Annotated in this window: 16 protein-coding genes; all 16 read left to right on the top strand. The window is 36.3% G+C overall.

Annotated features, from left to right (window positions below; translation table 11 throughout):
- Nucleotides 1–491: 491 nt before the first annotated feature.
- The 16 genes from flgB to fliY all read left to right on the top strand — a co-directional run bounded on the left by flgB (nucleotide 492) and on the right by fliY (nucleotide 13,807).
- Nucleotides 492–881: a flagellar basal body rod protein FlgB gene (flgB, locus tag BK580_RS13815; RefSeq protein ID WP_078380901.1), complete on the top strand. Its 390-nt coding sequence runs from the start codon at nucleotides 492–494 to the stop codon at nucleotides 879–881.
- Nucleotides 881–1,333 (top strand): flagellar basal body rod protein FlgC, encoded by a 453-nt coding sequence (flgC, locus tag BK580_RS13810; RefSeq protein WP_078380900.1) that lies wholly within the window; start codon nucleotides 881–883, stop codon nucleotides 1,331–1,333. Before flgB ends, flgC begins: the two co-directional genes overlap by 1 nt.
- 15 nt (nucleotides 1,334–1,348) lie before the next feature.
- The gene (gene fliE, locus BK580_RS13805) at nucleotides 1,349–1,645 is read left to right on the top strand and encodes a flagellar hook-basal body complex protein FliE (RefSeq protein WP_078380899.1); all 297 of its coding nucleotides are present in this window, start codon (nucleotides 1,349–1,351) and stop codon (nucleotides 1,643–1,645) included.
- A gap of 139 nt (nucleotides 1,646–1,784) precedes the next feature.
- Nucleotides 1,785–3,371 (top strand): flagellar basal-body MS-ring/collar protein FliF, encoded by a 1,587-nt coding sequence (gene fliF, locus BK580_RS13800; protein ID WP_078380898.1) that lies wholly within the window; start codon nucleotides 1,785–1,787, stop codon nucleotides 3,369–3,371.
- Between the two features lie 18 nt (nucleotides 3,372–3,389).
- Nucleotides 3,390–4,409, top strand: a complete 1,020-nt coding sequence (fliG, locus tag BK580_RS13795; RefSeq protein WP_078380897.1) for a flagellar motor switch protein FliG — start codon at nucleotides 3,390–3,392, stop codon at nucleotides 4,407–4,409.
- Nucleotides 4,402–5,175 (top strand): flagellar assembly protein FliH, encoded by a 774-nt coding sequence (fliH, locus tag BK580_RS13790; RefSeq protein ID WP_169865008.1) that lies wholly within the window; start codon nucleotides 4,402–4,404, stop codon nucleotides 5,173–5,175. The genes fliG and fliH overlap by 8 nt, the downstream gene beginning before the upstream one ends.
- Entirely contained in the window at nucleotides 5,175–6,485 is a 1,311-nt protein-coding gene (fliI, locus tag BK580_RS13785) for a flagellar protein export ATPase FliI (RefSeq protein ID WP_078382775.1), read from the top strand. Before fliH ends, fliI begins: the two co-directional genes overlap by 1 nt.
- Before the next feature lie 9 nt (nucleotides 6,486–6,494).
- Nucleotides 6,495–6,944, top strand: a complete 450-nt coding sequence (gene fliJ / locus BK580_RS13780; RefSeq protein ID WP_078380895.1) for a flagellar export protein FliJ — start codon at nucleotides 6,495–6,497, stop codon at nucleotides 6,942–6,944.
- 7 nt (nucleotides 6,945–6,951) lie between these two features.
- Nucleotides 6,952–7,545 (top strand): MotE family protein, encoded by a 594-nt coding sequence (locus tag BK580_RS13775; RefSeq protein ID WP_078380894.1) that lies wholly within the window; start codon nucleotides 6,952–6,954, stop codon nucleotides 7,543–7,545.
- A gap of 26 nt (nucleotides 7,546–7,571) precedes the next feature.
- The gene (locus BK580_RS13770) at nucleotides 7,572–8,738 is read left to right on the top strand and encodes a flagellar hook-length control protein FliK (protein ID WP_078380893.1); all 1,167 of its coding nucleotides are present in this window, start codon (nucleotides 7,572–7,574) and stop codon (nucleotides 8,736–8,738) included.
- Complete coding sequence (flgD, locus tag BK580_RS13765; RefSeq protein WP_078380892.1) at nucleotides 8,735–9,385, top strand: flagellar hook assembly protein FlgD; 651 nt, start codon at nucleotides 8,735–8,737, stop codon at nucleotides 9,383–9,385. The genes BK580_RS13770 and flgD overlap by 4 nt, the downstream gene beginning before the upstream one ends.
- A 30-nt stretch (nucleotides 9,386–9,415) precedes the next feature.
- Nucleotides 9,416–10,897 carry a flagellar hook-basal body complex protein gene (locus BK580_RS13760; RefSeq protein ID WP_078380891.1) on the top strand — a complete coding sequence of 494 codons (1,482 nt, stop codon included), beginning with the start codon at nucleotides 9,416–9,418 and terminating at the stop codon, nucleotides 10,895–10,897.
- A 39-nt stretch (nucleotides 10,898–10,936) separates the two neighbouring features.
- The gene (locus tag BK580_RS13755; protein WP_078380890.1) at nucleotides 10,937–11,128 is read left to right on the top strand and encodes a flagellar FlbD family protein; all 192 of its coding nucleotides are present in this window, start codon (nucleotides 10,937–10,939) and stop codon (nucleotides 11,126–11,128) included.
- Between the two features lie 14 nt (nucleotides 11,129–11,142).
- Nucleotides 11,143–11,574 (top strand): flagellar basal body-associated protein FliL, encoded by a 432-nt coding sequence (gene fliL, locus BK580_RS13750; RefSeq protein ID WP_078380889.1) that lies wholly within the window; start codon nucleotides 11,143–11,145, stop codon nucleotides 11,572–11,574.
- Between the two features lie 36 nt (nucleotides 11,575–11,610).
- A complete protein-coding gene (gene fliM, locus BK580_RS13745; RefSeq protein ID WP_078380888.1) occupies nucleotides 11,611–12,609 on the top strand; it encodes a flagellar motor switch protein FliM in 999 nt (332 codons plus the stop codon).
- Complete coding sequence (gene fliY / locus BK580_RS13740) at nucleotides 12,599–13,807, top strand: flagellar motor switch phosphatase FliY (protein WP_078380887.1); 1,209 nt, start codon at nucleotides 12,599–12,601, stop codon at nucleotides 13,805–13,807. Before fliM ends, fliY begins: the two co-directional genes overlap by 11 nt.
- The last annotated feature ends 2 nt before the right edge of the window (nucleotides 13,808–13,809 follow it).

Genomic DNA, 13,809 nt, shown 5'->3' with positions numbered 1-13,809 from the left:
AATGATTTATTTACTAAATTTACAAGTTGAATAGAGAAGTCACTTTTAGTTATACTAGAATTCGCAGTAGGGTTCTCTTTTTGGAAAGTCGACAATTCCTGAGGAACCCTACTTTTTTTGTGGCTTCATACAATTTTTGAAAAAAAGAAACTGAATGAACAAATTAATTCTAAAAAAATATTCAGAATTAATATTCAACTATCGAAAAATGAAGAATCGAATAGAACTAGGACTAAAATCATATTGTTCGGGAAAAAGATTCGATGAAATGTCGATTTTTGAATGAGATCGGGACCCTAGATTTAGTCTAATGAAAAAGTTGGCAATACGTGAGTCTTTGGGACTAGTTTAAAAAATGAGTCTAAAAGACGATTTTTTTTAACATTTGACACATAGACATATGGGTTGGGTTAATTTACAATGAGTTTATACTAACAATTTTCGACAAACGAATATAATTCGTCATTTTTCTTACTTTTGTGGGGGTAATAATGAAAATTTTTTCGACATCAATCAATGCACTAGAAAAAGGAATTCAATACGCTGGAACGAAGCACAAAGTCATTTCTCATAATATTGCCAATGTGGATACGCCAAACTATAAACAAAAGGTAGTAAATCCAACTTTTAAGGAAATATATAATGGAGCAATGCATGCGACAAGAACGGACACACGACATCGAGAGTTCAGTGCAACATCCAAACAAGCATACTCCATTAATAATACATCGCATTCATTTTCACATAATGGAAATAACGTGGATATCGATAAAGAAATGTCAGATTTAGCTGAAAATCAAATCTATTATTATACGATGATCGATCAACTGAATGGCAAGTTTCAGTCCCTGCAGTCAGTTATTAAAGGAGGCAGAGCATAATGTCTATGTTTAAAAGTATGAATATATCTGCTTCCGCACTAACGGCGCAGCGGTTAAGGATGGATGTTATTTCATCCAACATGGCGAACGTTGATTCAACTAGAGGGAAATTTGTTAACGGTGAATGGGAGCCATATAAACGAAAGCTTGTCGAGACAGCACCAAAGGAGCAAAACTTTCAATCGTTTTTACAAAAAGCCTCAGGTAATAGTAACGATATTGGAAGTGGCGTGAAAGTTACGAGAATAAAAGAAGATGATGCCCCATTTAGAATCGTTTTTGATCCAGAACATCCCGATGCTAATGAAGAAGGGTATGTGCAACTACCGAATGTGGATCCTTTAAAAGAAATGATCGATTTAATGAGTGCTACAAGATCCTACGAAGCCAATGTAACGGTTTTTAATGCTTCAAAAGGTATCATGATGAAAACGCTTGAATTAGGGAAATAGGAGGAATAAAGAAGAATGATTTCAAAAATTTCAAATCAAACACCTCTTCTTCAAACATCTGAGAGTATGAAGAAATCCACTGGTGAAGTACATCAGCAATTTTCTAGCTTTCTGAGAGATGCCTTAAATGAAGTGAATCAGTCTCAAGTTGTTTCAAATGAAGCGACTAAAAAGCTTGTTAATAACGAAGGAATCGACTTGCATGATGTACTTATCGCTCAGCAAAAAGCGAGTGTTTCCCTTCAATTAACAATGGAGATAAGAAACAAAGGTATTGAAGCTTACCAAGAAATCATGAGAATGCAGGTATAGTAGAGCATATATAAGTTTGAACTAGAGATTTGCAGACAGTAATACCATCTTACATTTAAAAAACGATACTCTATAAAAATAAATGCGGTTATTAACTGCATATATGTGCTGCTAGATAATAACCGGGGGAATTGACAGAATGAAAGAGAAATTACTTGAAATGAAAAATAGAGCGGCAGCCTTTTGGGGAAGCCGAGAAAAAACACAAAAGACTGCCATAATAACAAGTGTTCTTGTAGGGATACTCGCCATTATCGCTATTGTATATTTTTTAACAAAGACCACAATGGCGCCATTATATAAAGATTTGACTCCACTAGAAACTGGTCAAATTAAAGAAGTGTTAGATACTAGGGGAATAGCCTCACAAATTACTGATAATGGAACAGCAATTTTGGTTCCACAGGAAGCTGTCGATGGTTTAAAGGTCGACTTAGCTGCTGAAGGAGTACCGAAAAGCGGGAGTATCGATTATAGTTTTTTTGGCGAGAGATCAGGCTTTGGTATGACTGACAATGAGTTTCAGATAATGAAATTAGATGCTATGCAAACAGAACTCGCGAATCTAGTTAAGAGTATAGACGGGGTAAAAGACGCTAAGGTTATGATAACGATGCCAGATGAAGGAGTTTTTGTAAGAGACAGCGGACAAGAAGCTTCCGCCTCCATTGTCTTACATACAGAACCAGGCTATCAATTTGACCAAGCGCAGATAAATGCCTTGTATCATTTAGTTTCAAAAAGTATTTCCAATCTCTCTACAGATAATATCGTCATCATGAACCAAAACTTTGAGTACTTTGATCTTGCAAATAATAACAATTTAGGAAATGGTCTAAATGCTACCACTCAATTGGAATTAAAAAAAGAGATTGAGCGAGATATTCAACGTCAAGTGCAGCAAATGCTTGGCATGATGATGGGACATAGCAAGGTAGTCGTTTCTGTTACAACAGACATTGATTTTACCCAAGAAAATAGAAAAGAAGACTTAGTGACACCGGTAGACCCTGACAATATGGCGGGAATTGCCGTTAGCGTAGAGAGAATCACAGAAACCTATACTGGTAGTGAAGATGGTGCAGGTGGCATAAATGGAACAGGGGAAGCAGACCCGAATTCCTATATTGCTGGTGGCGCAAATGGTAGCGGTGATTATGAGCGGCTTGAAGAAAGAATAAATAATGATGTAAACAGGATAAGTAAAGAAATCGTAGAGAGTCCTTACAAAGTTAGAGATATGGGGATTCAAGTAATGGTAGAGCCTCCTGTTGCAAATGACCCTTTATCGCTACAGAACAATACGATTGATGAAATTAGACAAATCTTAAGTACCATTGTTCGAACATCCATTGATAAGAATGCTTTGGGAGAAAATCCACAAGAAGTAGATATGGAAGACAAAATTGTTGTTTCTGTGCAGACGTTTAATGGGAAAGCAGAATTGGTAGAAACTTCGACTCCGATTATACCAATTTGGATGTATGTAGTTGGTGGTATTCTAGTAGCTATTATCATCTTACTAATTGTCTTATTGATGCGACGTAATAAAGAGGAAGAGTTAGAAGAAGAACTAGTAGAAGAAGAGATTGTGCAACTGAATATTCCTGATATAAACAATGAAAAAGAGTCAGAGGGTTCGGCGCGTAGAAAGCAACTAGAAAAAATGGCGAAGGAAAAGCCAGATGAATTCGCAAAATTATTGAGATCATGGTTATCAGAGTAAAGATGGGAAGGTTTTTATATGGCGAAAGCAAATTTAAATAAATCATTTAGTAATAAACAAAAGGCAGCCATTTTATTAATCTCACTAGGGCCAGATGTATCTGCAACTGTATACAAACATCTTTCTGAAGATGAAATTGAAAAACTAACATTAGAGATTTCAGGTGTAAGAACAGTGGACTCTCACGTTAAAGAAGATATTTTAGAAGAGTTCCACCAAATCGCCTTAGCGCAAGATTATATTTCTCAAGGTGGAATTACGTATGCGAAAACAGTTTTAGAAAAGGCTTTAGGAAAAGAGCAAGCGGCGGCAATTATTACACGCTTAACCTCATCCCTGCAGGTTAAGCCGTTTGATTTTGCTAGAAAGGCAGATGCCTCTCAAATCTTAAACTTTATCCAAAACGAACATCCACAAACGATTGCATTGGTTTTATCCTACTTAGAACCAACTAAATCAGGACAAATACTATCAGAACTTCCGCAAGAGCTACAAGCAGATATTGCTAAGAGAATTGCTGTAATGGACAGTACCTCTCCTGAAATAATCAATGAGGTTGAGCAAATATTAGAAAGAAAACTTTCTACAACTGTAACAAGAGATTATACAAATACAGGCGGGATAGACTCGGTAGTAGATGTATTAAATCAAGTTGATCGAAGCACAGAAAGAACAATTCTAGATGCACTTGAAATTCAAGATCCAGAACTAGCAGAAGAAATCAAAAAACGAATGTTCGTCTTTGAAGATATTGTGACCTTAGATAATATGGCTATTCAGCGTGTGATACGAGATGTCGAAAGTGAAGATCTCATGTTAGCATTAAAAGTCGCAAGTGAAGAAGTTAAAGAAATAGTCTTTAAGAATATGTCAAAGAGAATGGTAGAAACCATGAAAGACGATATGGAATATATGGGACCTGTTCGTTTGAAGGACGTAGAGGAAGCTCAGTCCCGAATCGTAGGTATTATTAGGAAGCTAGAAGAAGCTGGTGAGATAGTCATTGCCCGTGGTGGAGGAGATGACATCATTGTCTAGATTAATCAAATCTTCTTTTTTGAAAATAGAGGAACAAGAGAAAATCTCTATTAAGGTTGCTCCTATATTTACACAACAAGAAAAGGAGCAACAGACTGTTTCCAACAATCATTCCATTGAACATATAAACAATCTCGTCCAAGAAGCTAAGGATGAAGCGACGAAAATTTTGGAAAAAGCTACTTCCGAAAGAGACAGAATTTATCAGAATATTGCTACTGAAAAAAATAATTGGGTGGTAGAAAAGCAACAATGGATAGATCAGGCAACTGCCCAAGGGTATGAGCATGGATTTCAACAGGGGAAGAAAGAAGCCATTTCAGAGTTTGAAAACCACATTTCCGAAGCTAAACACGTTGTAGAACTAGCAAAAAAAGAGCATGACGAGAAAGTAAATAGTTCCATTGAAACCATTATGTCTTTAAGTATCAAAGTCGCTGAGAAAATTATTGGGATAGAGTTAGAAAAAGACACTTCATCGTATTTGAAATTAATTCAGACTGCCCTAATCGAAGTGAAAGAAAAAGAAGACATTAGAATATACGTCAACCCTAAACAATACCCACTTGTCATTCAGAATAAACCAATTTTACAAAATATAATTAATAGTCAATATGAACTACTGGTATTTCCGGATACTGCACTAACAGAAGATGGTTGTTGGATTGATTCTTCGGCAGGCAGGATGGAAGTATCCGTTCAAACGCAATTATTAGAAATAAAGGAAAAATTGTTACATCTAGTCAAAGTGGGGGCAAAGAAATGATAACGCTGGAAGAGCTTTTGCAAGAAATAGACAGCATGAACTCTTACAAACGCTATGGCAAGGTTAAGCGAGTTATTGGCCTCATGATTGAATCTAAAGGTCCAGAAAGCTCCATCGGAGACGTTTGTAATATCATCATTGATAAAAAAGAACGTAGAATAGTTCAAGCAGAAGTAGTAGGATTTCGTGATGATCATGTCATTTTAATGCCGTTTACTGACATTCAAGATATTGGACCTGGTTGTATGGTGGAAGCAACGCACCAACCATTGGAAATAAAAATAGGAGAAAGCTTACGCGGAATGGTTTTGGATGCGTTAGGTAATCCATTGGATCCTTCTCAAGAGATGCCAATTGGACTTGGAACGTATCCTACAGATCAATCTCCACCTAACCCAATGACCCGACCATCTATAACAGAAGAATTAGAGGTTGGTGTGAAAATTATAGACGGTTTATTAACGGTTGGAAAAGGACAAAGAGTAGGGATATTTGCCGGTAGTGGAGTGGGAAAAAGCACTTTACTTGGGATGATTGCAAGGAATACCTATGCTGATATTAATGTCATTGCATTAATTGGTGAACGAGGAAGAGAAGTAAGAGATTTCTTAGAAAGAGATCTTGGACCAGAGGGGTTAAAGCGCTCTATTGTCATTGTTGCAACATCGGATCAGCCAGCATTGATGAGAATTAAAGGTGCATACACTGCAACGGCTATTGCTGAATTCTTTCGAGATGCAGGCTACAATGTGATGCTCATGATGGATTCGGTTACACGTGTAGCTATGGCACAGCGAGAAGTGGGACTTGCTATTGGAGAACCACCTACAACAAAGGGTTATACACCATCTGTTTTTTCCATGCTTCCTAAATTATTAGAAAGAACGGGCACGAATCAACATGGGACTATAACGGCGTTTTATACTGTCCTTGTAGATGGGGACGATATGAATGAACCGATTGCAGATACAGTTAGAGGAATATTAGATGGACATTTTGTTTTAGATAGAGAGCTTGCAAACAAAGGTCAATATCCGGCAATTAATGTGTTAAAAAGCGTAAGTAGAGTAATGAATAACATTGTGAGTCGAGACCAAAAACAGGCTGCTGAGTATATGCGTGAGAAGCTATCCAAGTACTATCAAGCAGAGGATCTAATTAATATTGGAGCATATAAACGTGGTGCTTCTCGAGAAATAGATGATGCTATTCAAGCATTTCCAACCATTATTCAATTTCTAAAACAAGATGTTGAATCGAAGTGGAGTTTTACACAAACAAAAACAGAGCTAATAAACCTGATGAAGTAGGGTGGTCGCATGACAGGAAAAAAGGGTCGTCTAGAAAAGATATTGTTCGTTAAGAAAGCAGAAAAGGATTTAGCAAGCTCTGAATACCAAGAAGCAATTTCTCAATTTGAAACAGAGGGTCAGGAATTATATTCTTTGCTAAAGAAAAAAGAGCAACTAGAAGGAACACTCCAAGACAGACTGAAGAACGGCATACCTATTGATATTTTAAAGCAACAACAATATTTCATCGGAAACATTGAAAAAAACGTCAAGAATCAACAAGGAAAAGTAAGTCATGCGCGTGCGTTTATGAATCTTAAAGAAGAAAAACTAAAAGAACAAGCAATAGAGTGCAAAAAGTATGAAGTGCTAGACGATAAGCAAAAGCTTATTTGGCAACAAAATGAGAGTAGAACGGAAGCTTCATTTATTGATGAACTCTCGATCCTTCATTACACGCATCACATGAATAGGTGAAATAGCTATGAAAAAAGTAAAACAACAACAGAACATGCAAGAGGAAGAAAAAAACTATTCGTTTATGCAAAAACTGCTATATTTGTTTATTTTCCCTTTCTTGTTTTTAATTACTTTGGTGTTAGGGGTTTTAACTTTTCATGGAACGAATGTTTTTGATCTTGCTCAATCCTTTATTCCTAAAAAACCAGCTATTACTCAAAGCGATGAAAAAGAAGTAAAAGAAGACAAAGAAAATTCTAGTATGCAACAAGAAGAAAAAAAAGCAGAAGTATCTCAACAGGTTGTATTACTTGAGAGGGACATTACTGATAAACAACGTCAGATTACCAAATTAGTTGCAGAATTAGAACAAGCGAATAAGCGAATTACAGAATTAGAAACTAAACAAGAGGAAGTAAATGCTTCGACAAAAGAGTTAGCGAACCTTTATGAAAGAATGTCTACAAAGAAGGCAGCACAAATTATGATGGAGTTAGAAGAAGATATGGCGATTCGTATCCTTACAGAACTTAGTGTCGGTAAGAAATCTTCTATTCTTGGTCAGCTAGAACCTGAACAAGCAGCTCGTTTTACAAAGTTGTTGGTGAAGGATGAGTAGAACGGTTGTGAAAGGAATGAACGAAGATGACATTTTTTGTAACAGGAGAATTAGGAAATCCTCTTCTAACCAAATCAGTTAAATCAGATGTTACCAAAAATACAGGCGTTGTTTCAGACACAGATGGGAAGTTTCAAAGTCTATTATTAAGTAGTCTATTTGATGGTTCAAGCGAAACGTTAGAATTACTACCTAAATTATCTCAATTAACGAGAAATGTTGATCTAAAGCTAAAGGCTAGTTTGGATGGAGATAACCTTTTTCACTTAGAGGATCTTGAAGAGTTATTGTATCTTGAATTCGCACTTCTAAATAATTTGCAGGATGAAGAGGTGCCAGAAGAATATTATCAATTAATAGAAGAACTGATTGTTTTATCAGCATCCTTGAAACAAGAAACAAACCAACCAATAGATGAGAATATCCCTAAAAAACTTTTCCAATTATCTGAAAGAGTAATAGCTTTTATGAATCAGTGGATGGAAGGAAACATCGAGAAAAAAGAACAAAAATCTGTTAAGCAAGAAGCATCTATTAAAGAGTTAATGACTTTGATTGAGAGTAAACTAGCAAAAGTGTTGCCTAGTGGAGAGAAATCAATACCAAGAATAGAAAAATCTCAGGTGATGAATAATCCTTTTCCACACGTTTTAACGGAGGGGCATACTGTAAGCAGTTTTTCTATTAGTCAGATTCAACAGCCTAAACAAGCAACTATTCAGTGGGTAGTGGATACGACCAGTGATCAAGTTGCAAGAGAACAACTCGTTCAAAAATTAGAAGCTATTCTTTCAAAAAGTCAAACTAGGATTGTGAACGGTAATCAGTCTATCACGATTAGGTTAAATCCTGAGCATTTAGGGACATTGCACATTAAATTGCAGGAAACACAACACGGGTTAGTAGCAAAGCTAGTTGCCCACTCCAAACATAGTGCCAGCTTATTAGAAGGTGGCATAGCTGGATTGAAACAAAATCTTCTAAATGCGAATATAAACGTGGATAAAGTAGAAGTCGTTTACCAAGAACAAGAACAACGCTTCCTGCATCAGGAGAAGAATCAAGAAGAGCGCCAGGAATTTAAGGAATCTTCTAAAAACAATAGGAACACCAGTGAAGAAAATGAACAATCTTTTGAAGAGGTTCTATTAGAAGAGATTGAATCAAATGAACGTGTAGGTGAGAGAGTATGACCAATATTTCGTCAGATCTATATATTCAAAATCGTCCAGTCGAGAGTACAAAACAAAATAATGTCCTTGGAAAAGATGACTTTTTACGCCTTCTAATGGCGCAATTACAAAATCAAGATCCGATGAATCCAATGGAAGATAGGGAATTTATCGCCCAAATGGCAACTTTCTCCTCCTTAGAACAGATGACAAATTTGAATAATAATATGGAAAGTTTCCTTAATGCGCAAAACAAAATGAATGTCCTATATTTACAACAATATTTAGGGACAGAAATAAGCTGGCAAGATGTTACTTATATAGAGGATGAACCTTTCGTAGAAGTGAAGAATGGTGTTGTAACAAGCATATCAATGGCTGATGGGAAAGCAAGATTAGTAATGGATGATGGAAGTGAAATTGCAGTTGAGCAGATTACAAAAGTATCTCATTCGGATAATATGACAGGCTATCCAAATTCCTCTCTGTTACAAGCAAGTCATTTAATTGGTAAAAAAGTGTCTTTATTACTAGACGAAATAACTTATAACAATGTAAGAGTCGACTCAGTTCTTTCAAAAAATGGAAAAACGTATTTTACTGTAACCGCTGATAACTTAGCAGAAAAAAAGATTCCATTAGACGCAATTACTAAAATATCTGAATAGCAAGGGTTTTACCAAAAAGGGGGAAACAGGATGTTACGTTCCATGTATTCAAGTATCGGAGCACTTAGAAACTTTCAAACTAAATTAGATGTTATAGGTAATAATATTGCAAATGTCAATACGTATGGCTTTAAAAAAGGAAGGGCAACCTTTCAAGAGATGATGGTTCAACAACTTTCTGGAGCAAGCGGGCCTGCTGGTGGAAAAGGTGGGGTCAACGGTAAGCAAATTGGGTTAGGTTCAATGATTAGCACGATTGATTCTATTCAAACACAAGGCTCCTTGCAAACTACAGCTAGACCACTAGATTTAGCTCTTTCAGGAGATGGCTATTTTGCAGTTGCTTCTATTGCGGACGTAACACGTGTAAATGTTGATTCTAATACAGTATATGGTGATAATCGAATTCTTGGTGGAGCAATAAATAATGCGGTTGCGATGAACTACACTCGCGCAGGAAATTTCTACATGGATAATAATGGTTATATTGTTAATGCAAATGGGATGTACTTAATCGGAGAAACTGGTGAGAAATCAATTCCAACAGATAATATGGTAAACGCATCGAATGCTGCTTTAAACGCAGCAGAGAATTTCTTTGGCGAATACCGTGATTTTAGAAATGATACAAATAAATTCTTAAACTTATCACAGGCCTTTTTAGAGGCTCAGCGTACCTATGAAGATGCACAGAAAGCAAGTGTTGAAGCCGGTGGAAACGATCCACAATTAAATGCTGCAGCAGTAGCGGCAGAAACGGCCCGTAATAGAGCAGCTAATGAGTTTAACGATTTCCATAACAACATATATAGAGATCAAATTACAAGCTTTAACGCAGCTGGTCAGTCATTAAATAGTGATATTGATGCATTTATTAATGCAACTGGAGAAGTAGTCTATCAAATGTTGGATCCAATTGTTCAACAATACAATGGGACAATCCCTACTGCAACAAATGCAAACGTCAATGACCTTTCCAAGCTAGTATTCTACGCACAATCTGTTAAAGAAGGCTTAGATAAAGAATATAAGACATTTGAAAACTTTGTAGCAAAAGCAGAAATGATTCAATTACCAACATGGAGTGATTCGTTAAGTGGTAGTCCTGGACTTATCCAAATCCCACCTAATGCTAGAAGTTACAGCATTTCTGGTGATGGTAAAGTAGTATTCATTGATCAGTTTGGGGATTTAAAGGTAGCGGGCCAAGTGATGTTAGCTAAATTTCCTAATTCATCAGGGTTGGAGCGCATCGGAGAAAATCTATTCCAGCAATCAAACAACTCAGGAACAATGGACAAAAATGGTGATGGAATTCAATTAAGTGAAATGTTTAGACCAGGTGAAGATGGTGCAGCTGCGATTATCTCAGGAACTTTAGAAATGTCTAACGTGGATCTATCAGAGGAATTCACCGAAATGATTACAGCGCAAAGAGGATTCCAAGCAAATACTAGAATCATAACCACTTCAGATGAAATATTACAAGAACTTGTAAACTTGAAACGATAAGGGGGGGTGGGCTAGAGAATATTATTCTAGCCCTCTACTATGATTAAATTAACGAAGCTAAATGGTAAACCCTTTGCATTAAATGCGTGGCTCATTGAACAGGTAGAGGAAACACCTGATACTATGATCACGCTTAATAATGGGAAGAAAATTATCGTTAAAGAAGCGATGGAAGAAGTAATTTTATTATCAAAAGACTTTTATACAAGCATTCATCAAGTTGAGCGTTAGGAGGGGCAAGTAAAATGTTCCGCAATAAATTAGTTAATACCATGATTATTATATTATTAATTATTACCCTTCTAGGTGTAGTTGCATTAATTACGATGAATGTATTTTACGCAGATAATTCAACAGACACAGAATCGATTGATGAGATAATAAAACATACAGTCGATATTGAAGAGATTACAACAAATCTCAAAAGTGGAGGGTATCTTCGCGTTCAATTCAAAGTACAAACAGATAGTAAAAAGGCACGAACAGAGTTAGAAAAAAGAGAGTTCCAAGTTCGAAGTATCGTTATTCACGAAATCTCAAATAAGAAATCTTCTGATTTTGGTGATGATAAAGGAATAGAGAATCTAGAAAAAGAGATTCAGACTAAATTAAATGAAGTCATGCAGGATGGGTTAGTCGTACAGGTTTATACAACTTCCTTTCTTCTACAAAACTAGCGCCAAGAGATTCATGTGAAAAAGGAGGTGGTGGGTATGTCAACAGAAGTAATGTCTCAAAGTGAAATAGACGCGTTATTATCGGCTCTTTCAACTGGTGAGATGAATGCGGATCAATTAAAAAAAGAGAATGAAGAAAAAAGAGTTAAGGTGTATGATTTTAAACGGGCTTTAAGGTTTTCAAAAGACCAAATTAGAAATTTAACTAGAATTCATGAGAATTTTGCTAGGTTGTTAACAACGTATTTCTCAGCACAGTTAAGGACGTATATTCAAATAAGTGTAGCATCGGTGGATCAGTTACCCTATGAAGAATTTATACGATCTATCCCTAAGATGACGATACTAAATGTGTTTGAAGTTACCCCATTAGAAGGTAGAGTTGTGTTGGAAGTAAATCCTAACATTGCATATGCGATGCTCGATCGTCAATTAGGAGGAAGAGGAACTGGTTTCAATAAAGTGGACAGCTTAACAGAAATTGAAACAAAATTAATGACCAACCTGTTCGAAGGCGCGATTGAGAATTTTGGAGAAGCTTGGGAATCGGTAACCGAGATTCAGCCTTTCTTAGCAGATTTAGAAGTGAATCCTCAATTTTTACAAATGGTCTCTCCAAATGAAACAGTAATAGTAATTTCCATGAACATTATAATTGGTGAGATAACCGGCATGATTAACGTGTGTATTCCTTACGTAGTATTAGAGCCCATTATTCCTAGGTTATCCGCCCATTATTGGATGGAGGATAAGCATAGGGTAAGGCAAGATCATGAGGTAGCAACTTTAGAAAAAGCAATAAAAGCGACTACCCTAACAATCACAGCAGAGCTAGGAAAATCAGAAATTTCTTTTTCAGACCTTGTAGACTTAAATATTGGCGATGTTCTAACACTTAATCAAAAGATTGAGCAACCTATCTTTGTTAATGTGGATGAAAAGCCGAGTTTTTTGGCGCAAATTGGACAAGTGAAAAAGAGTATGGCTATTCAAATAATGAAGGAAATCAAGGAGGGATACGAAGATGATGAGTGATGGAATGTTATCACAGGACGAGATAGATGCCTTACTTCGAGGTTCAGATAATGACAATGAAGAACCCCTCTTTGTTGAACAAAATGTAGCAGATCATTTATCAAGTCTAGAACAAGATGCACTAGGAGAGATAGGTAATATTTCTTTTGGTAGTTCAGCAACAGCTTTATCGACATTGCTAAACCAAAAAGTAGAAATTACCACCCCTAAAGTTTCCATTCTAGAAAAGAAGCAATTAGAATCAGAATTCACAGAACCTTATGTGGCCATTAGGGTGAATTATACAGAAGGCTTTAGCGGGTCTAATATCCTAGTGGTAGAAAAAAGAGATGCGGCAATCATTGCTGATTTAATGCTTGGAGGTACAGGAGAGAATCCTTCTGAAATGTTTGATGAGATCCATTTAAGTGCTGTTCAAGAGGCAATGAATCAGATGATGGGATCAGCAGCTACTTCCATGTCAACCGTTTTCTCGAAGAAAATTGATATCTCTCCTCCAGCTGTTCTGCTGATAGACTTCAAAGAGGGAGAAGGTACAGAACAGTTACCAGAAGACAATTTATTAATAAAGGTAGCCTTTTCAATTCGAATTGGTCATTTAATTGATTCTTCGATCATGCAGTTATTGCCCTTCCGTTTTGCAAAAAAATTAGTAGAAGAATTGTTAAACCAGAATGGGAATGTAGAAGAGGTAGTCTCATCTCCTCCGATTACAAGTACAACAACTAGTAGAGAAGAAATGAAACCAACAGAATCAATAAGACAACAGGAAGAACAGCTATATCCTTATACAAATCAAGACACAAGAAACCACCAGCAGTACCAACAAGAACCAACAAGAAATATGCACCAAACTCCATCAAACCCTGCACCAACAGTTAATGTTCAACCGGCAGTTTTCTCTAGCTTTGAATCAACTGCTGTTGCAGAAGCAGAACCGAATAATTTAAATATGCTTTTAGATATACCATTACAAGTGACAGTAGAACTTGGAAGAACAAAGCGTTCAGTTAAAGATATACTAGAATTATCTTCTGGTTCGATTATTGAATTAGATAAATTAGCTGGCGAGCCAGTTGATATATTAGTAAATAATAAGTTAATTGCCCAAGGGGAAGTAGTTGTAATAGACGAAAGCTTTGGTGTCAGAGTAACAGATATTGTAAGTCAAACAGATCGAATTAAAAAGCTTCGTTGATT

The organism is Sutcliffiella halmapala, assembly GCF_002019665.1.
In the GTDB taxonomy this organism is placed as follows: domain Bacteria; phylum Bacillota; class Bacilli; order Bacillales; family Bacillaceae_I; genus Sutcliffiella_A; species Sutcliffiella_A halmapala.
The sequence above is the reverse complement of the archived record's forward strand: the minus strand, read 5'-3'. Positions and strand labels throughout refer to the sequence as shown.